21 protein-coding genes are annotated in these 24,538 nt (G+C 71.0%); 12 read left to right on the top strand and 9 right to left on the bottom strand.

What is annotated here, in order from left to right; all coding sequences use genetic code 11:
• Positions 1–48: 48 nt before the first annotated feature.
• The 3 genes from ACWEPL_RS27570 to ACWEPL_RS27580 form a co-directional block, all read right to left on the bottom strand.
• Positions 49–1,023 carry a L,D-transpeptidase gene (locus tag ACWEPL_RS27570; RefSeq protein ID WP_363962275.1) on the bottom strand — a complete coding sequence of 325 codons (975 nt, stop codon included), beginning with the start codon at positions 1,021–1,023 and terminating at the stop codon, positions 49–51.
• Positions 1,024–1,602: 579 nt separating this feature from the next.
• Positions 1,603–2,235, bottom strand: coding sequence for a response regulator (locus ACWEPL_RS27575; RefSeq protein ID WP_185070757.1), 633 nt, complete (start codon positions 2,233–2,235; stop codon positions 1,603–1,605).
• Positions 2,232–3,440: an ATP-binding protein gene (locus tag ACWEPL_RS27580; RefSeq protein WP_452437851.1), complete on the bottom strand. Its 1,209-nt coding sequence runs from the start codon at positions 3,438–3,440 to the stop codon at positions 2,232–2,234. Before ACWEPL_RS27580 ends, ACWEPL_RS27575 begins: the two co-directional genes overlap by 4 nt.
• A 113-nt stretch (positions 3,441–3,553) precedes the next feature.
• Between ACWEPL_RS27580 and ACWEPL_RS27585 the strand changes: the two genes are divergently transcribed.
• The 8 genes from ACWEPL_RS27585 (at position 3,554) to ACWEPL_RS27620 (ending at position 13,678) form a co-directional block, all read left to right on the top strand.
• Entirely contained in the window at positions 3,554–5,155 is a 1,602-nt protein-coding gene (locus ACWEPL_RS27585; protein ID WP_452437852.1) for a PspC domain-containing protein, read from the top strand.
• Complete coding sequence (locus ACWEPL_RS27590) at positions 5,145–5,348, top strand: hypothetical protein (RefSeq protein ID WP_350731169.1); 204 nt, start codon at positions 5,145–5,147, stop codon at positions 5,346–5,348. The genes ACWEPL_RS27585 and ACWEPL_RS27590 overlap by 11 nt, the downstream gene beginning before the upstream one ends.
• A gap of 71 nt (positions 5,349–5,419) precedes the next feature.
• Positions 5,420–5,902, top strand: coding sequence for a (2Fe-2S)-binding protein (locus tag ACWEPL_RS27595; protein WP_350731167.1), 483 nt, complete (start codon positions 5,420–5,422; stop codon positions 5,900–5,902).
• Positions 5,899–8,247 (top strand): xanthine dehydrogenase family protein molybdopterin-binding subunit, encoded by a 2,349-nt coding sequence (locus ACWEPL_RS27600; RefSeq protein WP_452437853.1) that lies wholly within the window; start codon positions 5,899–5,901, stop codon positions 8,245–8,247. Before ACWEPL_RS27595 ends, ACWEPL_RS27600 begins: the two co-directional genes overlap by 4 nt.
• Positions 8,244–9,098, top strand: coding sequence for an FAD binding domain-containing protein (locus ACWEPL_RS27605; protein WP_452437854.1), 855 nt, complete (start codon positions 8,244–8,246; stop codon positions 9,096–9,098). The genes ACWEPL_RS27600 and ACWEPL_RS27605 overlap by 4 nt, the downstream gene beginning before the upstream one ends.
• An 83-nt stretch (positions 9,099–9,181) precedes the next feature.
• Positions 9,182–9,877 carry an SRPBCC family protein gene (locus ACWEPL_RS27610; RefSeq protein WP_363962270.1) on the top strand — a complete coding sequence of 232 codons (696 nt, stop codon included), beginning with the start codon at positions 9,182–9,184 and terminating at the stop codon, positions 9,875–9,877.
• Positions 9,878–9,986: 109 nt separating this feature from the next.
• Positions 9,987–12,617, top strand: coding sequence for a CDP-glycerol glycerophosphotransferase family protein (locus tag ACWEPL_RS27615; RefSeq protein ID WP_452437855.1), 2,631 nt, complete (start codon positions 9,987–9,989; stop codon positions 12,615–12,617).
• Positions 12,614–13,678, top strand: coding sequence for a glycosyltransferase (locus ACWEPL_RS27620; RefSeq protein ID WP_363962268.1), 1,065 nt, complete (start codon positions 12,614–12,616; stop codon positions 13,676–13,678). Before ACWEPL_RS27615 ends, ACWEPL_RS27620 begins: the two co-directional genes overlap by 4 nt.
• 20 nt (positions 13,679–13,698) lie before the next feature.
• On the opposite strand, the gene ACWEPL_RS27625 is transcribed toward ACWEPL_RS27620, so the two are convergent.
• Genes ACWEPL_RS27625 through ACWEPL_RS27635 form a run of 3 tightly spaced genes read right to left on the bottom strand, consistent with a single transcriptional unit; the run spans position 13,699 to position 17,081 of the window.
• Complete coding sequence (locus tag ACWEPL_RS27625) at positions 13,699–14,736, bottom strand: sulfotransferase family protein (RefSeq protein WP_350731155.1); 1,038 nt, start codon at positions 14,734–14,736, stop codon at positions 13,699–13,701.
• 20 nt (positions 14,737–14,756) lie between these two features.
• Positions 14,757–15,584, bottom strand: a complete 828-nt coding sequence (locus ACWEPL_RS27630) for a CDP-alcohol phosphatidyltransferase family protein (RefSeq protein ID WP_452437856.1) — start codon at positions 15,582–15,584, stop codon at positions 14,757–14,759.
• Between the two features lie 48 nt (positions 15,585–15,632).
• A complete protein-coding gene (locus ACWEPL_RS27635; protein ID WP_452437857.1) occupies positions 15,633–17,081 on the bottom strand; it encodes a glycosyltransferase family 2 protein in 1,449 nt (482 codons plus the stop codon).
• A gap of 147 nt (positions 17,082–17,228) precedes the next feature.
• Between ACWEPL_RS27635 and ACWEPL_RS27640 the strand changes: the two genes are divergently transcribed.
• A complete protein-coding gene (locus ACWEPL_RS27640) occupies positions 17,229–17,720 on the top strand; it encodes a GNAT family N-acetyltransferase (RefSeq protein ID WP_350731149.1) in 492 nt (163 codons plus the stop codon).
• Positions 17,717–18,760, top strand: coding sequence for a pseudaminic acid synthase (gene pseI / locus ACWEPL_RS27645; protein WP_350731147.1), 1,044 nt, complete (start codon positions 17,717–17,719; stop codon positions 18,758–18,760). Before ACWEPL_RS27640 ends, pseI begins: the two co-directional genes overlap by 4 nt.
• Here pseI and ACWEPL_RS27650 read toward each other — a convergent pair.
• Together ACWEPL_RS27650 and ACWEPL_RS27655 are read right to left on the bottom strand one after the other, a co-directional pair.
• A complete protein-coding gene (locus ACWEPL_RS27650) occupies positions 18,741–19,706 on the bottom strand; it encodes a PseG/SpsG family protein (RefSeq protein WP_452437858.1) in 966 nt (321 codons plus the stop codon). The two genes, pseI and ACWEPL_RS27650, sit on opposite strands and share 20 nt — an antisense overlap.
• Positions 19,703–20,431, bottom strand: coding sequence for a glycosyltransferase family protein (locus ACWEPL_RS27655; RefSeq protein ID WP_350731143.1), 729 nt, complete (start codon positions 20,429–20,431; stop codon positions 19,703–19,705). The genes ACWEPL_RS27650 and ACWEPL_RS27655 overlap by 4 nt, the downstream gene beginning before the upstream one ends.
• A 104-nt stretch (positions 20,432–20,535) precedes the next feature.
• Between ACWEPL_RS27655 and pseB the strand changes: the two genes are divergently transcribed.
• Together pseB and ACWEPL_RS27665 are read left to right on the top strand one after the other, a co-directional pair.
• On the top strand, positions 20,536–21,513 hold the full coding sequence (gene pseB, locus ACWEPL_RS27660) for a UDP-N-acetylglucosamine 4,6-dehydratase (inverting) (RefSeq protein ID WP_355190366.1): 978 nt from the start codon (positions 20,536–20,538) through the stop codon (positions 21,511–21,513).
• The gene (locus ACWEPL_RS27665) at positions 21,513–22,637 is read left to right on the top strand and encodes a DegT/DnrJ/EryC1/StrS family aminotransferase (protein ID WP_452437859.1); all 1,125 of its coding nucleotides are present in this window, start codon (positions 21,513–21,515) and stop codon (positions 22,635–22,637) included. Before pseB ends, ACWEPL_RS27665 begins: the two co-directional genes overlap by 1 nt.
• On the opposite strand, the gene ACWEPL_RS27670 is transcribed toward ACWEPL_RS27665, so the two are convergent.
• Positions 22,634–24,520 carry a glycosyltransferase family 2 protein gene (locus tag ACWEPL_RS27670; protein ID WP_363962262.1) on the bottom strand — a complete coding sequence of 629 codons (1,887 nt, stop codon included), beginning with the start codon at positions 24,518–24,520 and terminating at the stop codon, positions 22,634–22,636. The genes ACWEPL_RS27665 and ACWEPL_RS27670 overlap by 4 nt on opposite strands.
• Positions 24,521–24,538: the final 18 nt, after the last annotated feature.

A 24,538-nucleotide genomic window follows, 5' to 3' on the forward strand; every position in this document is an offset into this window, starting at 1 on the left:
GGCCGCCCTCCCTGGCCTTGGGAGGGCGGCCCTGATGTCTTTACGGGGTCAGCCCTTCAGGGCGCTGCCCTTCTTCCACTGGGTCCAGTTCAGCTGCCAGTAGCTCCAGCCGTTGTTCCACTGCAGCTTGCGCTTCGTACCGGTGATCTTGACGACGTCGCCGCGCTGGGCGATGCCGTAGAACCACTTGGCTCCGGCGGGGGTGGCCCGCACGCAGCCGTGGCTCTGGTTGGAGCGGCCGAGGAACTGGTAGTAACCGGCGCTCTGGTGGACGTACTCACCGCTGTCGGAGATGCGGACCGCCCACGGGATCTCCTCCTTGTAGTAGCGCGGATCCTTGGGATCCGTCACGCCCATCCAGGAGGAGGTCATGGTCTCCACGGCCTTCTTGCCCATGGTGAGGTGAACACCGCTGGTGGTGAGGTAGACGTCCACGCCATTCTTGATCAGCCCGCCCCTGCCTGCGCTGATCGGGATCTTCTTGGTCAGCTTGCCGTCGCGGTAGACCTTCATCTGGTGGTTGCGGGTGTTGACCACGGAGATCTGCGACGTGCCGACGGCGAAGCGACGGGAGACGTCCTTGGCACCGGTGTTGCCGGGGAGCTGCGACAGGCGGGCGGTGAAGAGGACCTTCTGGTGAGGCTTCCAGTACGTCTTCGTCCGGTAGATGACCTTACGCGCCGACACCCAGCGCCAGGCGCCGTCGACCGGCTTCTCCGCCTCCACCTCCAGCAGCGCCTCCACGGCCGCCCGGTCCTTCACGTCGCGGTCGAACGTGACGATGATCGGGAAGCCGACGCCTACCTTCTCCGTCTTCTCCCCCATCGGGGTGATGTCGGCTATATCGAGCTTGACCTTCTTTGCCGGTTTGTCCGGCTCATCCGGGGCCGTGACGCTCGCCGCGCCGGCGGCCCGGACCACCGAGGCTTGCTGCGTTTGCGGAACGGGGACGTTCTCCGCCGCACAGGCCGTCATGGCGGCCAATGCGACCAGGACCGGCAGCATCCGGGGGACGCGATTCAAGGGGGCTACTCCTGGGATATGTGCTTTTTCTCCTTTATGTGTGACAACTGAGGCGGGAGTTTTGTGGGCGTACCAACGATAACTATCCCGTAACGTTCCAAACCGGCACGGATGAACCCCCTCCTCACGGGGAACCCGCGCCCGACGCGGTGCCGGGGGCACGGCGGTGGCCGATGCGGGGCGCGTCGGCGGGCGCGGGGCGGCGCGGACGGAGGCGTGCGCGGGACGGGCGGAACGGCGCCGGGCTGGTGGGACGGTGATGTGCCGGCGACGGGCGTGGGAGCGCCGGGGTGTGGGAGCGGCGACGGGAGGGACCGGCCGGGTGAGGGTTGGCCGCGGTGAGGGGGTGGCCGTATGAGGCAGGCCACGGTGCGCGGTAAGGCGGGCCGCGGCGAGGGGTGAAGGGTGAGGCAGGCTGCGGTGCGCGGTGAAGCGGTCCGCGGTGAGGGGTGAGGTGGGCCGTGGTGAGGGGTGTGGAGGACGTGAGGAGGTGGAGGACGTGAAGGGGTGGCCCTGGTGGGGCGTGGAGGAAGTTGGGGGTTGGGCGGGGTGGCGGGTGGGGTGCGGAGGTGTGGGGGGTTAGACGAGGCGGCGGGCGGTGGCCCAGCGGGAGAGTTCGTGGCGGTTGGAGAGTTGGAGCTTGCGCAGGACCGACGAGACGTGGGTTTCCACGGTCTTGACGGAGATGAAGAGCTCCTTGGCGATCTCCTTGTACGCGTACCCCCGCGCGATCAAGCGCAGCACCTCGCGCTCGCGCTGCGTCAGGGAGTCCAGCTCGGGATCGATGGACGGCGCCTCCGACGAGGCGAAGGCGTCCAGGACGAACCCGGCCAGCCGCGGCGAGAAGACCGCGTCCCCCTCCGCCACCCGGCGGATGGCGTCCGTCAGCTCCTTGCCGCTGATGTTCTTGGTCACGTAGCCCCGCGCCCCGCCCCGGATCACGCCGATGACGTCCTCGGCGGCGTCCGAGACCGACAGGGCGAGGAAACGCACCTGGGAGCCGGCGCCCAGGACCCGGCGCAGCACCTCCTGGCCCCCGCCGCCCGGCATGTGCACGTCCAGCAGGACCACGTCGGGCTGGTGCTCGGCGATCGCCTTGACGGCCGTCTCCACGTCCTCGGCCTCGCCCACCACCTCGATCGAGTCGCCCAGTTCGGCGCGTACGCCGGAGCGGAACAGCCGGTGATCGTCGACGATCAACACGCGCGTCATGCCTTCTCCACCTTCATGGTCAACATCACTTCCGTGCCCTCACCGACGGAGGTGCGTACCCGGGCCGTGCCTCCGTGGCGTTCCATTCTCCCGATGATGGACTCCCGAATGCCCATCCTGTCGAGTGGCACCGCGTCGAGGTCGAACCCCTTGCCACGATCCTTCACGAAAATCGTGACCTCTTCACCCTCTACTTCGGCATAGACGGAAATAGCTGGACTCTCAGAGTATTTGGCCGCGTTGACCATCGCCTGCCGGGCCGCCTTGAGCTGGGCGGCCAGCTTACCCGCCGGGTCGAGGGCGATGTCTCCCACGCAGACGACCTCGATGGGCACCCCGTGGGCGTCCTCCTCCTCCGCCGCGATCCTGCGTACGGCGGCCGCCACGGTGGCGTCGGCGTCCTGGGCGGGCTGGTAGAGCCAGTTGCGCAGGTCGCGCTCCTGGGAGCGGGCCAGCCGGGTGACCTCGCGCGGATCGTGGGCGACGCGCTGGATGAGCGTGAGCGTGTGCAGCACCGAGTCGTGCACCATGGCGGCCACCTCGGCGCGTTCCTCCTGCCTGATGCGCTCGCGCCGCTCCAGCTGCAGCTCTTTCCACAGGCCGGCGAGCCAGGGCGCGGCGATGACGGCCAGGCCGCCGACCACCACGACGGTGAACAGCAGGCCGGGTTTGGCCTGGTTCAGCTCGCCCTCCGCGTACAGGAAGCCCGCCGCGCCGATCACCACGAGCACCACGCCGAGCAGCGTGCGAACCCGGTTCTTCCTGATGCTCGTGGTGGCGCCCTGCACCCAGCTCTTACGGCGCTCCGGGTCGGCCTGCTGCCAGAGGATCAGCGCCCCGATCCCGCCCACGGCGAACGGAAGCATGCCGATCCCACCCTGGGACGCCCCCGTGAGCCAGCCGAACGCGAACAGCGCCACCCCGATCGCGCTGAACGCGGCCAGCTGGCTCCAGTCCCGCTGCGGCGGCTGCCCTTCGTACGGTTGCCGGGGCGTGACCATCCACAACACGGCGTACGCCACCATGCCGACCCCGTCGACCACGCTGAGCAGCACGAACATCAGCCTGATCACCACGGGATCGAGCGAGAGCTGCGTCGCGAGGCCCTGGGCGACACCGCCCAGCAGGCGGCCCTCCATGGGGCGCATCAAGCGCCGATAAGGCGCGTCGCCGGTCGGCTCGGCGAGAGTCTTCTGGTCAGCCATAACATCGCCATAGTCACATGTCGGGGGCACTTCGGGCATCAGGGAACAACCCCCGGGTCGGGTCAGGGGTGTCCCGGATGCGAGCACACCACACGTAGGTCCACGATGGTGACATGACAGAAGCTCCGCCCAAAGAACCGGCCGCCCCGCCCCGGTCGCTGCGACGCAGCAACGAGGGGCGCTTCCTCATGGGGGTCTGTTCCGGTCTTGGGCGGCACACCGGCATCGACCCCGTGGTGTTCCGCGTGGCTTTCGCCGTGCTTCTGCTGGGCTCCGGCATCGGCCTGTTCCTCTATCTCGCGGCGTTCCTGCTGATGAAGGAGCCGAACGGCAAGCCGGGGATCATCGAGCAGTGGACGCGCCGCGACTTCGACGCCGAAACCGTGATGGCGTTGATGACGGCGGTGCTGGCGTTCGGCCTGGCGCTCAACCTGGCGACGGTGTGGCTCGACGTCGGCACCCTGGTGGTGGCCGTCCTGCTCGCCGTCTCGCTGCTCGCCGCCCACTCCAGCGGGGTGGACCTGCTGGGGCTGGCCCGCTCGATGCCCGAACGGCTGAGCAGGAGGCAGCGGCACGCGACCGCCGCTCCCGAAGCCCCGCCGGTCAGGCCCACGCCCCCCGCGGAGCCGTCGCCGGTATGGTCCTCCCCGGAGTCGTCGCCGGTGAGACAGCCCACACCCCCGCCCACACCCGCGCCCTCGGCGGGGCCACCGCCGGTCAAGGAGCCCGCTGCCCCGGAGCCGGTGCAGGAGGCGGTCGTCCCAGAGCCGGTGCAGGAAGCTGTTCGGGAGCCGGAACCGCCGACCCGGGTGCACGAGGCCGCGCCCCCCGCGCCCCCCGCGCCGCCCGCGCCCGCCGGTAAGGACGTGCCCGCCGGTAAGGACGCGCCCGCCGGTGAGGATGCCAAGGTCACCGCCGAGCACCGGGTCCCCTCGTACCAGTCGCAGCCCAGAACCCGCCTCGACTACACCCCTTACGGCGAGCCGTTCGCGCCGAAGGGCCCCTACCAGCCGCTCGACCCGGCCAAGCGGGCAGCAGGCTACTCGCCGTACGACCCCGTCCTGTACGGCCGTCCGGTCCCCAAGAGGGAGCGGAAGCCGCGCCCGAGGTCGTTCATCGGCGCCATCACCATCCTGCTGGCAATCATCATTGGAGGGATCGTCGTGGCGGTCCAAGCCAGGTCGGCCGCCGGAGTGAGCCCGACCATCGTCGGCGGCGCCGTGCTCATCACGATCGGCGCCGGGCTGCTCATCGCCGCCTGGTGGGGACGCGGGGCCGGACTGGTGGCCGCGGGGACGCTCGTGGCGGTCATCGTGGCCCTGGGCTTCGTGCTCGGAGGCATCCCGCGGAACATCGGCGAGTCGGACTGGGCGCCGACCAGCGTGACCCAGTCGACCATGCTGTACGACGTCGGGGTCGGCGACGGGCGGCTGGACCTGTCGGAGCTGAAGCTGGAGCCGGGCACCGAGGTGACGTTCAACGCCGCGGTGACGATGGGTGAGCTGATGGTGATCGTGCCGCCGACGGCCAGGATCGAGGTGCACGCCACCAACAAGGTCGGCGACATCAAGGTCGACCATTCGGTCAGGGGCGGCGTGGACGTGCGGTACAACAAGGTGCTCGAGCCCGAGGTCAAGCCTGACGGCAAGGTCTCGACCATCGTCCTCAACCTGCGGGGCGGACTCGGGGACATGGAGGTGCGGCGTGCCGCGTGACGTCGAACGCCCGCGACGCCTGCATCGCACGGACTGGATGGCGCTGCTCAGCGGTGTGCTCTTCGTGGTTCTGGGCATTCTCATAGTGACACGCGCGATCACGGATCCGCTGGTCCTGATCGGGGTATTGGTGCTGGGATTGGCGTTCGCGGGGCTGGTGGCGATCATCGCCAGGGTGGTTCGCGGTAAGTAACCCTTGACCGGGAAAGACACCGGCGTAGTTTCGGGTGTGTCCGCCAATCCCCTGCTCCTGAGGGAGGACGTATGCCCCGAATCACCGTCACCGTCGACGGGATCAAGTACGAGGAGGATGTGGAGCCGCGGCTCCTGCTCGTACATCTGCTACGAGAGCGGCTCGGCAAGACCGGCACCCCCATCGGGTGTGACACCAGCAACTGCGGCGCCTGCACGGTCATGCTCGACGGCAAGAGTGTGAAGAGCTGTTCCGTGCTCGCCGTGCAGGCCGACGGCTGCGAGGTCCTGACGATCGAGGGCCTGGGCGTCAACGGGTCGATGCACCCGATGCAGCGGGCCTTCCACGAAGAACACGCGCTCCAGTGCGGTTACTGCACGCCCGGCATGGTCATGGCCGCGATAGACCTGCTCAGGGAGGATCCCGAGCCGTCGGAGGAGACGATCAGGGAGGGCCTGGAGGGCAATCTCTGCCGCTGCACCGGCTACTGCAACATCGTCAAGGCCGTCCGCCGGGGCGCGCAGGAGATGGGGCGGGCGGTGACCACGCCATGACCGTCCAGCAGGAGGCCGGCCAGGAGATCGGCAGGCCGAGGAAGCGCAAAGAGGACGCCAGGCTCCTGACGGGGCGCACGCAGTGGACGGACAACCTCGTCCGGCCGGGCATGCTGCAGGTGATGTTCCTGCGCAGCCCGATGGCGCACGCCCGGATCACCAGGGTCGACGTGTCGGGGGCGCGCGAGCTGCCCGGGGTCGTGGCGGCCTTCAGCGGCCAGGACTTCGCCGCCGAGCAGGGCAGCCTGCCGTGCGCGTGGCCGGTGAGCGAGGACGTCGTCATCCCCGACCACCCGCCGATGGCGGTGTCCGAGGTCAGGTATGTCGGCGAGGCCGTGGCCTGCGTGATCGCGACCGACCGGTACCGCGCCGCCGACGCGCTCGAGGCCATCGACGTCGAGTACGAGCCGTTGCCCGCGATCCTCGACATGAACGAGGCGCTGACGGACGGCAGCCCGAAGGTGCACGAGGCGGGCAACAAGGCGTTCAGCGTCAAGATCAACTCCGGTGACCTCGAGGCGGCGTTCAGGGACGCCCCCGTCGTCATCGACCGGACGTACATCCAGCAGCGGCTCATCCCGAGCGCGATGGAGCCGCGGGCGGTCATGGCCGACACCGACGGCGACGCGTTCACGGTCTGGTCGTCCACGCAGATCCCCCACGTCCTGCGGGTCATGCTGGCCGTCGTGACCGGCATCCCCGAGCACAAGATCCGCGTGATCGCCCCCGACGTGGGCGGCGGGTTCGGCTCGAAGCTGCAGGTCACCGCTGAGGAGGTGCTCTGCCTGCTGCTGGCCCGCAAGCTCGGCAGGCCGGTCAAGTGGACCGAGTCCCGTTCCGAGGGCAACCTGACCGTGCACCACGGCCGCGACCAGATCCAGCACATCCGGCTGGCCGCCGAGGCCGACGGGCGCATCCGCGGGCTGCAGGTCGACCTGCTGGCCGACATGGGCGCGTACCTGATGCTGGTCACGCCGGGCATCCCGCTGCTCGGCGCGTCGATGTTCAACGCGATCTACAAGATGGACGCGTACGAGTTCGGCTGCACGGGCGTGTTCACCACCAAGATGCCCACGGACGCCTACCGGGGCGCGGGGCGGCCCGAGGCCACGTTCGGCATCGAGCGGATGATGGACGAGCTGGCCGCCGAGCTGAAGATCGACCCGGTGGAGGTGCGCAGGCGCAACTGGATCAAACACGACGAGTTCCCGTACACCACCATTTCCGGCCTGACGTACGACTCGGGCAACTACGAGGCGGCCACGGACAAGGCGCTGGCCCTGTTCGGCTACGACAAGCTGCGCGCGGAGCAGGCCGACCGGCGTGACCGGGGCGACCCGGTGCAGCTCGGCATCGGCGTCAGCACGTACACGGAGATGTGCGGCCTGGCCCCGTCCAGGATGCTCGGCGAGGCGAACTACGGCGCCGGCGGCTGGGAGCACGGCTCGGTGCGGATGCTGCCCACGGGCAAGGTCGAGGTCATCACCGGCACCTCGCCGCACGGGCAGGGCCACGTGACGTCGTGGAGCCAGATCGCGGCGGACGCGCTCGGCGTGCCGTTCGACGACGTCACGGTGCTGCACGGCGACACGGCCATCGCGCACAAGGGCATGGACACCTACGGCTCGCGCTCGCTCGTCGTCGGCGGCATCGCCGTGCTGAAGGCGTGCGAGAAGGTCAAGGACAAGGCCCGTAAGCTCGCCGCGCACGTGCTCGAGTGCTCGCCCGAGGACCTGGAGTACGCGGGCGGGGCGTTCAAGGTGCGGGGCACGGACGCGCAGAAGACGATCCAGGAGCTGGCCTACGCCGCGTTCACGGCGCACGACCTGCCGGATGGCGTGGAGGCGCGGCTCGACTCCGACGCCACGTTCGACCCGGAGAACTACTCCTTCCCGCACGGCACCCACCTGTGCGCGGTGGAGGTGGACACCGAGACGGGCATGGTGAAGATCCGCTCGTACGTGGCGGTCGACGACGTCGGCAAGGTCGTCAACCCGCTGATCGTCGAGGGCCAGGTGCACGGCGGCATCGCGCAGGGCATCGCGCAGGCGCTGTTCGAGGAGGCCGTCTACGACGCCGAGGGCAACCTGCTGACCACGACGATGGCCGACTACCTGCTGCCGTCGGCGGCGGACCTGCCGGCGTTCCAGCTCGACCGGACCGAGTCCCCGGCGACCAGCAACCCGCTGGGCGTCAAGGGTGTGGGCGAGGCGGGCACGATCGCCTCGACCCCGGCCGTCGTGAACGCCATCGTGGACGCCCTGCGCCCGCACGGCATCCACGACGTGCAGATGCCGTGCACGCCCGAACGCGTATGGCGTGCCATGGAAGGAGTGCGGCGATGATCCCCGCGCAGTTCGACTACGTGCGGCCGGGTTCGCTGGCGGAGGCCTGCCAGGAGCTCGCCTCCGACGAGGACGCCAAGGTCCTGGCGGGCGGGCAGTCGCTGCTGCCGCTGATGCGGCTGCGGATGGCGTACCCGTCGAAGCTGGTCGACGTCGGCCGGCTGCCCGAGCTGAAGGGCGTGCACGACCGCGGTGACCACGTCTTCATCGGCGCGATGACCACGCACGACGAGATCCTGCACTCCGGCGTCGTCCGGGCCGACTGCCCGCTGGTCGCGCTGGCCACCGCCCAGGTGGCGGATCCGGCGATCAGGCACCGCGGCACGTTCGGCGGCTCGCTGGCCCACGCGGACCCGGCGGGCGACCTGCCGGCCGTGGTGCTGGCGCTGAACGGCGCGTTCGTGGCCTGGTCGCAGGAGGGCGAACGGGAGATCCCGGCCGCCGAGTTCTTCGTCGACTACTGGGAGTCGGCGCTGAATCCCGGCGAGATCCTGGTCGGGGTGAAGGTCCCGAAGCTGGGCGCGGGCTGGGGCTTCCACTACGAGAAGTTCCACCGGACCGCCCAGGCGTGGGCGATCGTCGGCGTGGCCGCCGCCGTCAGGCGCTCCAACGGGTCGATCGCCGAGGCCAGGATCGGGCTGACGAACATGGGTTCGACGCCGCTGCGCGCCCACGCCGCCGAGTCCGCCCTGGAGGGGGTGGAGCTGGGCGACCAGGTGCGCCAGGCGTGCGCGGAGGCGGCGGCCGGCACCTCGCCGCCGTCCGACCTGCACGCGCAGCCCGACTACCGGCGGCATCTGGCCAGGGTCCTGACCCACCGCGCGGTACGCACGGCGGCCGGATCGCCCTGACCACCGAGGTCCGAGGGGGCGCCTCTTCCGGGGCGCCCCCACCCCGACATAGTGTCGCAACCAGCGGGAAAAGGAGCGGATCGATGGCGATGCGGTTCGAGCACGAATTCACTGTTCCAGTTCCGATCGAGCAGGCGTGGGCGGTGCTGCTCGACGTCGAGCGGGTCGCGCCGTGCCTGCCGGGGGCGACGCTGGACATCTTCGAGGGTGACGAGTTCACCGGCAGGATGAAGGTCAAGGTCGGCCCGATCGTGGTGACCTACAAGGGCTCGGCCAGGTTCGAGGACGTCGACAAGGACTCGTACACGCTCACCATCCGGGCGTCCGGCAAGGAGGCCCGGGGCTCCGGCACGGCCTCGGCCACGGTCAAGGCGCGGTTGGCGCCGGTCGACGAGGCCACGCGGGTGACCGTGGAGACGTCGTTCAACGTGACCGGCCGGCCCGCCCAGTTCGGGCGCGGCGTGATGGCCGAGGTCGGCGGCAAGCTCATCGAGAAGTTCGCGGCCAACCTGGCCGAGCTGCTGTCCGAGCCCACAGTGGAGCTGGTCGCCGCCACACCGGGACCGGAGGAGGAGCGGCACCTGACCGCGGTGCCGACGCCGCCCGAGCCGGAGTCGCGGCCCGCGGGCACGACCCGCACGTCGCGCACGGCCGACGAGGAGGCGCTGGACCTGCTGGAGATCGCCGGGCAGCCGCTGCTGAAGCGCCTGGCGCCCGTCGCGGGCGCGCTCGCGGCGCTGCTGGTCATCGTGTGGGTGATCCGCCGGCTGCGGCGCTGATCGCCTAAAGGACTGATTTTCAGCAAATACTCCATCAAGTCCGGACACTTCGCCCGAGCTGGGGGAAGTCCCATTTCCGCAGGTGGTCGAACCAGCGGGGGGACGTGGGATGCCGGACTGCACCGTGGTCGTGATCTCCTACAACGACGCGGCCCGCCTGCCCAGGGCCGTGCGATCCGTGCTCGGGCAGTCCCTGCGCGACCTCGAAGTGATCATCGTGGACGACGCGAGCACGGACGGCACGCCGGAGGTGGCCGCCCGGCTCATGGACGGCGATCCGCGGGTGCTCTACCTGCGCAGGCAGGTCAACAGCGGGGGCTGCGGCGCGCCCAGGAACGACGGGCTCGACGCCGCGGCCGCGCCGTACGTGATGTTCCTCGACAGTGACGACGAGCTGCCCAGGCACGCCTGCAAGAGCCTGCTCACCGAGATCGAGCGGACCGGGGCCGACTTCGTGTCGGGGCAGATCTCGCGGCTGTTCGAGTCGAACGGGCGGCTGAGCCCCTACTATCCCGAACTGTTCGCCAGGCGGAGGGTGGTGGAGGGGATCCGCCAGGAACCCGACCTGTTCCTCGACTGCTTCAGCACGAACAAGCTCTACAACGTGGGCTGGCTACGGGAGCACGCGCTGCGCTTCCCCGAGGACATCCATTACGAGGACCACGTCTTCTCGACCGGGCTGTACGCGGTCTCGCGCAGGTTCGCGGTCGTGCCGTGGACGGTCTACCTCTGGCACCGGGCGGCGACGAACGACTCGATCTCGCTGAGCGTCGACGACCTGGAGAACGTGCGGCAGCGGGTCATCGCGGCCCGGCTGAGCGACGACGTCCTGCGCGCGCACGGGGCCGGGGACCTGGTGCCCCAGCGGCAGCGCCGGTTCGTGCGCCAGGACCTGCGGGTCTACCTCAACCCGCTGCCGGCGCGGGAGCCGGTGTGGGTCAAGGAGTTCGCCGCGGTGGTCCGGCCGTACATGGAGGAGATGCCCCGCTGGGTGCTGGAGGAGCTGGAGCCGCTGGACCGGGTCTGCTGCCAGCTCATCCTCGACGACCGAACCGAGGACCTGCGGGTGGCCGCGGCCTCGCTCACCGGGCCGAGGGCCGCCCCGCGCTCGGCGGTGCGGCTGAACGGGCGCACGTACTGGGGGACGACGGTGTCGCCCGGCATGGACATCACGAAGCTGCGGCTGGCCGAGCTGCCCTTCTCCGAGTCCAGGCTGCGCCACGAGCTGACGGAGATGCTCTCGGACGGCGAGCGGGTGCGGATGACCGTGCGCACGTACGACCCGTTCGGGGCGCTGCCGCTGGACTGGACGGCGGTCCTGGAGCTCGGATCCCTAAAAATCCCGATAAAGCCGCAGCCGTCCGGCGGTGGAGGCTACGTCACCGACGTCGTCTGCAGGCCCACGGGCAGGTGCGAGCCGCGCATCGTCTTCACCAGGACCTCCGACGGGCACAGCACGGCCGACCGCATCCTCGCCGACCCGCGGCTGCGGCCCGTCGAGCTGCCGGGGTGCACGGTGAAGGCCGAGGGGTGCGCCGCGTACCTGTGCGTGCGTCCCGACTCCGTCACCCGCTCGGCGCTGCGGCGGGTCAAGCAGGCGCTGATGAGCCGGCTCAACACGCCGGCGAACAAGCTGCGGGCCTACAAGCTGCTCATCAAGGTGGTGCCGCCCCGGCAGAACCTCGCCCTGTTCGAGTCCGACGTCGGAAAGGGCTACAGCGGCAGCCCCCGGGCCATCTACGAGGAGCTGCGCCGCCGCGACCTGCCGATCGACGTCGTCTGGTCGGTGGCCAAGGGGCGCCGGAACTTCCCAGCCGACGCGCGGCTCGTCCGGCGCGGGAGCTGGGCCTACGTCTGGACGATGGCCAGGGCCGGGATCTGGGTGGACAGCCACGGGTTCCCGCTGGACTACCCGAAGCCGCACGGCACCCGCTACCTGCAGACCTGGCACGGGCAGGGGATCAAGTCGATCGGGTTCGACGCGCCCGACCTGCGTACCGACTTCGACGGGCCGCGGGCGCAGTGGCGGGCCGCGGTCGGGCGGTGGGACGCGCTGGTCTCGCCGAGCGCCGAGTTCTCGCGGGTGTTCCTGCCGTCCAACGGCTATGCGGGGAAGGTCTACCGGTACGGGACGCCGCGGTGCGACGCGCTGGTACGGGCCGAGCCGGCCGATGACGTGCTGGAGCGGCTGGAGATCCCGCCCGGCCGAAAAATCCTGCTTTATGCGCCTACGTACAGGGATAGCGTCAAAGGCAGCGGCCAGTCCGTACGGGTGGATCTGGAGCTGCTGGCCGACGAGCTGGCCCGCGAGTGGGTACTGATCCTGCGTACGCACCCGGTCGAGCGCTACAGCCCGCCCGAGCACCTCAAGCACTTCGTCCGGTCCGCCGGGTCGTACCCCGAGATCAACGACCTGATGCTGGCCTCGGACGCGTTGCTGACGGACTACTCCTCGGTGATGTGCGACTACGCGCTCACCGGCAAGCCGATGCTGTTCTACATCGACGACTGGGACGACTACCGGCTGGCCGAGCGCGGCGTGTACCACGACCTGCCCGCCATCGCGCCGGGCCCGTGCGTGTCGACCACCGCCGAGCTGGTGGACGCGCTCAGGCGGCTGCCCGACCTGCACAACGCCTACGCCGGCCGGTACGCGGCCTTCCGCGACCTGTGGTGCGCCGACGAGCGGGGCGACGCGGCCGCCAGGATCGTGGACGACTTCTTCGAAGGTGCGCGATGAGCGTCGTCTTCGCCTGCGTGGACGCCGACACGCTCGGCGGCGTCCAGCGGGTGACGCACACCCTCGCCCAGGGGCTGGCCGGGCGCGGCCACGAGGTGCACGTGATCGGGCTGCACCGGGCGGCGGCGCCGTTCCGGTACGTGGACCGCCCGCTCTACCACCACCACGTGATCAGCCGGCGGCCGACGGAACCGCAGGGCCTCCTGGCCCGCAAGAGAGCCGGCCGGCGGCTGAAGGAGCTGCTCGGGAAGATCCGGCCCGGCTACGCCGTGATGACCTCGCCGGCCGCGGTGGCCCGGGTGTCGAGGCTGCTGCCCGCGGCGTTCCGGCCGATCGGGCAGTATCACGGCTCGTACGACCACGCCCGCGGCTGCTGGCACCTCGGCTCCATCAAACGGCACTACCCCGGCCTCGACCAGGCGGTCTTCCTCAGCGAGGACGACGCCCGGCTGTTCTCCGAGCACGCGCTGCTGCCCAACGCCTGGGCCCTGCCGAACCCCCTGGCCCACTGGCCGGAGGAGCTCTCCGCGCTCGACGCGCCCCGTGTCCTCGGCGTGGGCCGGCTGGAAGGGGTCAAGCGGTTCGACCGGCTGATCAGCGCGTTCGCCCGCTCGGGCGCGCCGCCCCCGTGGGAGCTGCACCTGATCGGCGACGGCACCGAGCTGGACCGGCTGCGCGAGCACGCGCACGGGGAGGGCGTCGGTGACCGCGTGGTCTTCAAGGGGCTGGTGCCGAGCGACCGGATGCCCGCCGAATACCTGAACGCCTCCGTCCTGGGCCTGACCAGCGGGCACGAGGGGCTGCCCGTCGTGCTGCTGGAGTCGGCCGCGCACGGGGTGCCGTCGGTGGCGTTCGACGTGTCGGGCGGCGTGCGCTCCGCCGGGTCCCTGCTGGTGCCGCCGGGGGACGTGGACGCGTTCGCGACCGCGCTGGGCGGGCTGGTCGCCTCCTGGGAGGAGCGGCGGCGGCTGGGGGCCGACGCCCGCGCACGGGCCGAGGCGTTCCGCCTCGACCACGTGCTCGACGGCTGGGAGCGGCTGTTCGCCCACATCCGGCGCTAGACGGCACCAGACGGCGCTTTTCAGACGGGCTCGGCCAGCTCCGTACGGTGCTGAGGCACGCCCGCCAGGGACCGCTGGCGCGCGGTGAGCATCGCGCCCACGGGGCTCGGCTCACGCAGCCGGTTGAACCGGTCGCGCATCTGCTTGCGCATGCGGCTGGCCTTGCGCTTCTGCATGGTCTTCTGGCAGGCCGTCACGTGCTCCTTGGCCGGCTTGGGCGCGCCGGTCAGCTCGTACCCCATGGACTCCAGGCGGTCGCCGAGCATGTGCTCGCACAGCGCGATCTCCCAGTCGTCCAGCCGGTTCGCCCAGCTCCCGACGCGGCTGCGGATGACCTCGCCGTGCGTGTTGCTGTGCCAGACCTTGTGCTGGGGCACCGCCACGCTGGCCGCCTCGCGCGGGGAGATCATCGAGGCCGAGAACTCCTCGTCGAGGAAGTGGCAGAGCTTCTTCAGCTCGGTCATCGGGTCGTCGGTGAGGTCCTCGTACCGCAGCTCGTAGTACGTGTCCTCGCCCAGCGTGCGCTTGAGCCGGCCGCCTGCGTCGATGGCCTCGGCCCAGGTGGCGACCGCATGGAAGGAGTCCAGCGTGTACCAGGGCATCTCCTTCAGCGAGGCCACGCAGTCGCGGCCGTCCCTGATGAGGTGGATGAACTGGGCGTCGGGGAAGAGCCTGAGCAGCAGGTCGACCTGCTTGACGTAGCTGGGCCGCTTGTCGCCCCAGCGGACCTTGTCGAACCGGTCGGCGTACATGCGGAAGGCCGTCCCGATCACCGATCCCAGCGAGCCGGGCCCCTCCACGGCCTGCCTGACGAAGTCGTCCTTGTCGATCTTGAGCTCGCGGAACTTCGTGCTGCGGTCGGTCGCGATCCACTGCGCCAGCGCGCGGCGGCGGGAGACGATCCGCAGGTCGCCCCACGTCCGGCGGCGGTAGTAGGCGGGAATGAGGAATCGCGTCTCCGGCGGCACCGCCATGCGGGGGTGCGAGTGGAGCATGAGCTGGAGCATCGTGGTGCCGGACCGCGGACATCCAATGACGAAGACTGGCCGGTCGGACATTTCGTAGTAACCCCCGAAAACTAGACGAGAACGTGCTCTCGGCTCTCCTGAGAGGAGGGCACACCGTGCCTGCGCGTGAAGCGCCACAACCGGTAGACGAGGAAGACCTCGTTGACCAGCAGCAGCGCCCCGGCCACCGCGGCGAGCGGGATCAGCGCCCATGCCCCCGCAAGGGGCGCGACCACGAACACCGCGGCGTGAAACTCGATGCCGCTGATCAGGTGCGAGCGGACCCGGTGCCGGGCCAGGAACCTGTTGAACCGCTTGGGGAAGCTGCGCGGCCGGCGTGGCCTCGGGACGAGAGCCACCCGCTCGAGAGAGTCGATGTCCTCCTCGGACTCGGGCTCAGGCTCGCGCTCCCCCCGCTCCTCCCTGACGGCATCGCGGACGCGCTTCATCTGCGGCGCGTTGACGTACCGGAAGAGGTCCAGTACGGCCACCGCCGCCCCGAGCACGACGTAGCGCACATCCGAGGTGAGGGCGTACTGCCCGTATGCCAGCCCCCCGGCACACAGGACCACCCTGACCCGGTCCCCCACGTAGTCGAGCCAGAGGCCGAACGGCGTGCCCGTGCCCTTCAGCCGGGCGATTTTGCCGTCCACGCAGTCGATCATGAAGCTGAGATAGAAAACCACGGCGCCCGCTACGTGGTGGTTCAGGGCGAAACAGGTGGCCGACACCGCACCGAGGACCAGCGAGAGCACGGTGAGGCCGTTGGGCGTCAGCTGGGTGTGGTTGGCGATGGGAAGGGCGACCCGGCAGGCGACCGGGTCCACGAAGTAAACGGTCCACCAGGAATCTCTCCGCTTGCGTGTCTCGAAGACGTCATCGAGCGAATAGGTCCTCATGGACTCCAGCATGACCACGCGACGCGCCTGATCGATTACTGTCTGGAACTACTGGGTGATGTCCATGCCGCTTCTTGACCAACCCGGCACGGAAAACCGCCACGCGGAGTTCGCGTCCCCGTCCCTGAACCAGCTCTTGAGCACGAGGCCGCGGGTCTCGGCGCGCACCATGAGGCGCCAGGTCGGCCCGCCGCCTTCGAGCCGCTTGGGGTCGAAGGCGGCGGAGACGCCGTGGCGGCCGGCGCGCCGCACCTCCAGCGGCACCCGGCGACGGCCGTCGCTGAGCCACAGGCTGACCTTGCCGACCTTGCGGTCGACCCGGTGGAGCGCCACCTGCCCGCGCAGGCGGTATTCGGACCCGGTCCACGCGCACTCCTCGACCCTGGCGACCACTTTGAGCTCGTCGCGGGCGTCGAACACCTCGTCGGGGATCCGGAGCCGGCGGCGCTTGCGGAAGAAGGGGTAGTCGCCGTACCAGTTGGTGACGCGCAGCCCCCGCGGCACGATGCGGGTGCCGTCCTCGCAGGTGCGCCGGAACTCGCGCACCTTGCGCAGCTCGGCCACCAGGCCGCGCCTGAGCAGGTGCAGCTCGAGGCGGCGCAGCGACGGCGCGGTGGCCAGCGCCTTCGGGCTCAGCGTGGCCAGCCACGCGTCGGCCAGCTCCAGCAGCGCCCCCGGCTCATCGCTCTCCTCCAGCGCCTGGAACAGGAACACGATGTCCTTCTCCAGCACCAGCGCGTCGAAGCCGTCGAGCAGCTCGGGCGCCCGCTCGTCGAGGAAGGAGCGGACCGCGCGGATGGCGGCCAGCCGGTCCCACAGGTTGGGCAGCTCGGCCCGGCGCTGCGTGATCGAGGTCTCCCCCGCGTCCCGCCTACGCCAGTGGTAGACCACGTCGCCGACCATGTCGACGCTGCCGGCCAGGACGTGCGCCTGCATCGCGACGGGCACGTCCTCGTAGATGCCGGCGGGGAAGGCCAGCGCGTTGCGCTCCCAGAAGTCGCGCCGGTAGACCTTGTTCCACACCGTACGATCCCTGACCAGCACCTGCTTGTCGGTGATGTGGGTGCACAGCTCCGGCCGCCTGAACGCCTTCTCGTGCAGGATCGACTCCTCCAGCACGCCGTCCACGAGCCGCGCCACCGCGCCGCACGCCAGGTCGGAGCCCGTCTCCGCGAGCATGCCGACGAGCCGCCCGTACGCCTCCGGCGGCACGACGTCGTCGCTGTCGGCGAACGCGAGATAGGTGCCGCGGGCCTGCCGGATCCCCACGTTGCGCGCGGGACCCGGCCCGAGGTTGTCCCGCTGGTCGATGAGGACGAAGCGGCCGTCCCGCGCGACGAAGTCGGCGGCGACGCGCCGGCTGCCGTCGTCGGAGCCGTCGTTGACCAGGATGACCTCGATGTCGTCCAGGGTCTGGGTGGCCAGCGACTTCAGGCATTCCGTGATGTACGGCTCGACGTTGTAGATCGGGACGACCACGCTGAGCAGGGGGATCATCCGATTTGCTCCTTGGCTCTCGGGATGTGGGTTCGAGGGCAGCATGCCTTGACCACTCCGCGGATTCCGTGTCCCTGATCAGCTCTTTACCGGACGCATAATCGGCTACGTTGAGCAATTGATTGGAAACCAACAGTAGGGGGAGAGGTGCTGAGAGGCGTCGAGGACAAAGATCTGCCGTCCATGCGGCGATGGCGCAATCATCCGCGCGTACGAGCGGCCAGCTTCGCCACGCACAAGATCGGCGAGGACGAGCACGCCCAGTGGTGGGAGGCCACCCGGGCCGACGCGCGCAAGCGCGTGCTGATCTACGAGCACGACGGAAACCCCTCGGGCGTGGTGACCTTCTTCGGGCTGTCGTCCGAGAGCGCCTCCTGGGGCTTCTACCTGGACCTGGAGGGGCTGGAGCAGTCGGGGGAGCTGCTGCGGGCCTGGATCGGCCTGGAGCGGGCGGCGATCGACCACGCCTTCGGGACGCTCGGCCTGACAACGTTGCGCGGCGAGGTGCTGGCCTGCAACCAGGCGGTCAGGCGGCTGCACAGGCGGTTCGGCTTCCTGGAGGTCGGGGCCTACCTGCGGGACGTCGACGGCGAGTCCCGCGACGTCGTTGCCATCCGGCTTGTGAAGGAGCAGTCATGATCTCCATCGAGGGGCGGCCGATCTCGCGGAACGACCCGCCGTTCATCGTCGCCGAGCTGTCCGGCAACCACAACGGGAGCCTGGAGCGGGCCCTGGCCATCGTGGACGCCGCCGCCGCGGCCGGGGCGCACGCGGTGAAGCTGCAGACCTACCGGCCCGACACGCTGACCATCGACTGCGACGGGCCCTCGTTCCGCGTGGGCGACGGGCACGATCTGTGGGGCGGCGAGAGCCTCTACCGGCTCTTCCAGCGCGCCCACACGCCGTGGGAGTGGCATCAACCGATCTTCGAGCGGGCTCGCGAGCACGGGCTCATCGCGTTCTCCACACCCTTCGATCCCACGGCGGTCGAGTTCCTGGAGAAGCTGGAGGTGCCGGCGTACAAGATCGCCTCGTCGGAGATCGTGGACCTGCCGCTGATCAGGCTCGTGGCCGCCACCGGCAAGCCGGTGATCATCTCCACCGGGATGGCGTCGCTCGGCGAGATCCACGCCGCGCTGGTCGCCGCGCTGGAAGCGGGCACCAGCCAGCTGGCCCTGCTGTCCTGCACGGCCAGCTACCCCGCCTCCCCCGACGAGAGCAACCTGCGGTCGCTGATGGCGCTGAGCGCGCTCACCGGCGTGGAGGTCGGGCTCTCCGACCACACGCCCGGGATCGGGGTGCCACTGGCCGCGGTGGCGCTGGGTGCGTGCATGATCGAGAAGCACGTCACCCTGTCGCGCGCCGACGGCGGGGTCGACTCGGCCTTCTCGCTGGAGCCGGACGAGCTGGCGGCGCTGGTGGTGGAGAGCCGGCGGGCGTGGCTGTCGCTGGGAGAGGTGATCATCGGGCCGCGGCCGTCGGAGCGCGAGGGGCTGCGGTTCCGCCGGTCGCTCTACGTGGTGCAGGACGTGCGCAAGGGCGACGTGGTGTCCCCGGCGAACGTACGGTCGATCCGGCCGGCGGGCGGCCTGCCCCCCGACACGGCCACGGTGGTCATGGGGCGGCAGTTCACCAAGGACGTGCCCTACGGCACGCCGTTCACCTGGGATCTGATCTAAGGAGCGCGTCGGCGACGCGTTCCCTGCCCTTGCCGTCCACGAGGCCGCGACCCCGCCGCCCGTGCTCCTCGCGGGCGGCGGGGTCGGCGAGCAGGCGGGCGAGCACGCCGACCGCCGCGGCGTCGGCCGCGCGCCCGAGCCCGGCCGCGACGCCCCGGCCGACGAGCTCCTCGTAGCCGATGAGCTGGTTGTCCGCCACCCAGGTCAGGGCGGTGGGGACGCCGAGGTGGAGCAGCTCCCAGGCGGCCGAGCCGGCGGCGGTGAGCACGAGGTCGGCCCCGGCCATGAGCTCGGGCAGCCGGTCCGTCGGCGGGATCACGGCGATCGGCCCGCCCGCCTCGAAGGGCGCAGGGCTGACGACCGTCGCCTCGAACGGCACCCCGGCCGCCAGGAGCGCCCCGGCCCAGGCGGGGGCCACGCCGGCGCTGTCGGTGCCGCCGAAGAAGCACAGCACGCGCGGCACCGGCCCCGCCGGCCGTGCCCGCCCGAGCCCGCGCACGCTGTCACGCAGGAGCACGTAACGCGCCCCGGACAGGCGCCGGGCGGGCACGGGGAAGGGGCGGCGCTCCGCACCGAGGTTCTGGTCCAGGTAGAGATCGGCCTCCTGGCCCAGCGGGTCGCCGTCCACGATCGCCAGCACGGTCAGGCCCGCTCCCCGCAGCGCCGCCCCCGTCCCCTCCGGCAGCTCGTACGAGTCGAGGACCGCGGCGTCCAGCCGGAGCTCCCGGGCCAGCGCCGCCAGCCGGGACGGCTCCTCGGGGGCGGGCACCAGCGGCAGCCCGCGCTCGCGCAGCTGGGCCCGCGCCCAGACGGACCCGCGCACGTCGCCGAGGAAGGTCACCTCGACACCCCGCGCGCGCAGCTCCTCGGCCAGCGCCACGCACCGCACCAGGTGGCCGACCCCGCTGCGCACCCCGGCGTCGCACCGGAAGCCGACCCGGATCACGCGTCCTGGAGCTCCTTCTGCTGGACGTGGGCGTTGAGCCCGCAGACCTCGGGGCGCTCCCGCAGCCAGCTCACCAGCGTCCCGAACGGCACGCACCGGTCGCCGAGGCCGTCCACCACCCGGGTGATGAGCCGCCAGTCGTCCTCGGTGTCGAGCGTCACCCGCAGGTCGCCGGCGACCGGCTGGTAGGCGAGCCCGAGCAGCCGCGCGTCGTCCGGATGCGAGTAGACGTAGGAGGTCACGTGGGTGCGGTGGAAGTCGGCGGCCTCGGTGTCGGCCCGCTCCAGCGCGCCCCTGCCCACGATCTCCACGTCGAGCCCGCGCGGCAGCGTCCGCGTCAGAGCGGTGCTCAGGTAGTCGAGCCCGCGTACGGCGCGGAACACCAGCGCCGCCTCCCTGATCACGGCCGGGTCCAGCAGCGGGCAGTCCGCCGTGAACCGCATCATCGCGTCCCACCGCCGCCCCGCCAGCGCCTCCATGAACCTCGTCAGCACGTCGTCCACCGGCCCACGGTGCCACGACACGCCGAGGCGGCGGCACTCGGCCACGACCGCGTCGTCGGCCTGCTCCGTCGTGGTCGCCACCACGAGCTCGTCGAGCGTGCCCGCCTCGCGGGCGGCGCGAACCACCCATTCCAGCACCGACCGGCCGCCCAGCTCCCGGAGCACCTTGCCCGGCAGGCGTGTCGAGCCCATCCGCGCCTGAACAATCCCGACAATGCGCACCGATGCCCCAATCCCCCGTGTGACCGTGTGTCGCTTATCGATCGCGCTATGCTACCGCCCTGCTCGAACGACTACTGCGCGTAAGCGCGAACCCAGGGGGCCACGTGAGCATTCTCAGTGGATCGTCGATTCTGATCACCGGAGGAACGGGGTCCTTCGGCAAGGCGTTCATCCGCAACGCACTCGACTCGCTGGGGGTGCGGCGCCTGGTGGTCTTCTCCCGCGACGAGCTCAAGCAGTACGAGACCAGGCAGCTCTTCGGCGACGACGAGCGCCTGCGCTGGTTCATCGGCGACGTCAGGGACCGCGACCGGCTGGCCCGCGCCATGCACGGGGTGGACTACGTGGTCCACGCGGCCGCGCTCAAGCAGGTGGACACGGCCGAGTACAACCCGTTCGAGTACGTCCGCACCAACGTCGCAGGGTCACAGAACGTGGTGGAGGCCGCGATCGACAGCGGCGTGCGCAAGGTGGTCGCGCTCTCCACCGACAAGGCCTCCAGCCCGATCAACCTGTACGGGGCCACCAAGCTGGTCGCCGACAAGCTCTTCGTCTCCGCCAACCACTACGCCGCCGCCCACGAGACCCGCTTCTCCGTCGTCCGCTACGGCAACGTCGTCGGCAGCCGGGGCTCCGTGGTGCCGCTCTTCCTGCGCCTGGCCGAGCAGGGCGCCAGCCTGCCGATCACCGACAAGCGCATGACCAGGTTCTGGATCACGCTCGACCGGGCGGTCCGGTTCGTGGTGGACTCGTTCGACCTGATGCGGGGCGGCGAGCTCTACGTGCCGCGCCTGCCGAGCATGCGCATCACCGACCTGGCCGAGGCGCTGGCGCCGAACAGCCCGATCTACGAGATCGGCATCCGGCCGGGCGAGAAGCTGCACGAGGAGATGATCGGGCCGGACGACGGCCGCAGGACGCTGCGCCTGGCCGACCGCTACATCGTCCAGCCCACGATCGCGACCTGGGGCTACACGCCGCCGCAGACCGGCGAGCCGCTGCCCGAGGGCTTCTCCTACCGCTCCGACACCAACGACGAATGGCTCTCGGTGGACGACCTGCGCGCCATGGTGGCCCGCTGATGCTCCCCTACGGACGGCAGTCGATCGTCGAGTCCGACATCGAGGCGGTCGCCGAGGTGCTGCGCGGCGACTGGCTGACCACCGGGCCCGCGGTCGGCAGGTTCGAGGCGGAGCTGGCCCGCTGGACCGGCGGCGTGCCGTGCGTCTCGGTCACGTCGGGGACGGCCGCGCTGCACGTCGCCTACGTGGCGGCCGAGGTGCGGGCGGGCGACGAGGTGGTCACCTCGCCCCTGACGTTCGTGGCCACGGCCGCCGCGGCCGCGCTGCTGGGCGCGCGGGTGGTCTTCGCCGACGTGCAGCCCGACACGGGCAATCTCGACCCCGACGCCGTCGCCGCCGTGCTCACCCCGAGGACGCGGGTCGTCACGGCGGTGGACTACGCGGGCCATCCCGCCGACTACGACGAGCTGCGCGCGGTCGCCGACCCGGCCGGGGCGGTGCTGATGGCCGACTCGGCGCACTCGATCGGGGCCGCGTACAAGGACCGGCCCGTGGGGGCGCTGGCCGACCTGACGACCTTCTCGTTCTTCCCGACCAAGACCGTGACCACGGCGGAGGGCGGGGCGGTGGCGGCGGCCGACCCCGAGCGGTTCCGGCGGGCCGCCCGCTTCAGGAACCACGGCCTGGTCAGGGAGCCCGCCGACCAGCGCGAGCCGGACGTGGGCGGGTGGCACCAGGAGGTGCACGAGTTCGGGCTGAACTACCGGCTGCCCGACGTGCTGTGCGCGCTGGGCGTCAGCCAGCTCCGGCGGCTGGAGGGCTTCCGCGAGCGGCGCCGCGAGCTCGTCGCGCGTTACGACGCGCTGCTGCGCGACGTGCCGGGGCTGACGCTGCCCGCGCAGCGCGCGTACGTGCGGCCGAGCTGGCACCTCTACCCGGTCAGGGTCCGCGACGGCCGGCGGCGCGAGGTCTACGACCGCATGCGTGCCGCCGGCATCGGCGTGCAGGTCAACTACGTGCCGGCGTACTGGCACCCGGTGTTCGAGGACCTCGGCTACCGGCGCGGGCTCTGCCCGCGGGCGGAGGCGTACTACGCCGAGGAGCTGTCGCTGCCGCTGTTCCCCGACCTGACCGACGCCCAGCAGGACCGGGTCGTGGAGACCCTGGCGGCGATCCTGCGCTAGCGCTCCGCCAGCAGCAGGCAGCCGTCCTCGCCCCGGTCGACGAGGAAGCGCCTGGCCGCGACGGTCGCGATCGGCCGCTGCCCGGTCCGCACCAGCGGGCGGATGGGTGTGCCCTGGTCGATGACGACCTCCCACCACGACTCGTGGCCGACGCTCTCGTCGATGTCGGCCAGCGGCACCCGCGCGTGGAAGTCGCGCCCCGCCAGCGTCACCGGGAAGTACATCTCCTCGCCGTCGCTCCTGCGCCGCAGTCGCAGCACCGGCTCGCCGTCGCCGATGTCGGTGATCTCCCCCGAGAACACCAGGTCGCCGCCGTCCACCCGGCACTCCCCGATGACCGCCCGCGCCTTGCGCAGGCGCAGGCCCCAGGCGCCCTTGGCGCTGCGGATCGGCACCACCCACACGCCCGACCTGCGCCTCGGCGCGGGAATCAGGGGCGGCAGCCAGCGCGGCCCGGCCACCCGGCCGTCCAGCCGCAGCCCATGCCCTCTGAGCTGCACGCGCAGGTCCCAGCGGCCGCGCCTGGCGAGCTGCGCGGATGTCAGCACGGCCGGGTCGAACGCGAAGCGGAACGGGAACGCGTGCTCCGGCAGCGCGCCGCCGTCCTCCTGCACCACGTTCTCCCAGGTAGGCGCGCTCTCCTCGTCGGACAGCGGGATGGTCGCGCCGGTCCTGCGCTCCTCCAGCCAGACCCGCACCCGCATGCGGCGCAGCTCCCCCACGTCGAACCGGCCCACCGCCACCCGGCCCGCGCCGCAGAGCACGCTGTCGCGCCAGTCGAGGTCGACCAGCCGGGGGACCAGGGTCAGCTCGCCGGAGACCTCCGACAGGTGCGGCGGCATCGACGGGTGCCTGGCGTACCAGCGCCTGCGCAGCAGCCCGGCCGCGCCGACGCGCGGCTGCAGCTGCCCGCAGCGGTCCTGGGTGAACACGTACGCCAGCTCGCCCAGGCGGCGCCGGTGCAGCAGGTGGACCTGGAGGCGCTGCGCGAACGGGATGCTGTGCCAGGCCTCGCGCGACACGCCGTCGAGGTAGCGGACGATCATGTCGAGCAGGGCCGGGTCCGCCGTCGTGCCCATGGCGGCCATGGCCTCCACGGCGACGGCCATGTCGATGTCCAGCGTGTCGCGGTCGAAGTCCGCCTTGAGCGCCGGCGCCCCGCGGCCCAGCAGGGAGCCGGTCTCCAGCACCGACAGGAGGCGGTCGCGCAGGTTGTCGGGCTCCAGGCAGCGCTGGGTGATCGAGCTGCCCGGCTCGTCGCGCTGCCGCCAGTGGTAGACGACCGAGGCCAGCACGTCCACCGACCTCGCTCCCACGTGGGCCGCCATCGCGACGGGCTGGTCCTCGTACATGCGCTCGGGGAAGCTCAGGCCCAGGCGCTCCCAGAAGGAGCGGCGGTAGACCTTGTTCCACAACATGCGGTCGCGGATCAGCAGCGGGTGGCGGGTGATGTGGGTGCTTTTCACCGGCTTGGCGAACGCCTCCCGGTGGGCCCACGACGGCATGAGCAGGTTGCGGTAGAGCCGCATGACGTTGCCGCAGGCCAGGTCGGAGCCGGTGGACTCGAGCGAGGTCACCAGGCGTTTGAACGCGTCGCGCGGCACGGTGTCGTCACCGTCCACGAAGGCCAGGTAGCGGCCGGTCGCCCGGCGTACGCCCACGTTGCGGGCGCGGCCCACGCCCATGTTGTCCTGCCTGATGAGACTTATCCGGCGGTCGGCCGCCTGCCTGGACCCGACGACCGCCGGGCCGCCGTCGACGCTGCCGTCGTCGACGCAGATCACCTCCAGATCGCCCAGCGTCTGCGCGGCGATGGAATCCAGGCAGGGTCCGATGTACTTCTCGACGTTGTAGAACGGAACGATCACCGAAAGAACCGGCACACCTATTCCTCTTCCTTT

It is taken from the genome of Nonomuraea sp. NPDC004186 (assembly GCF_053603495.1).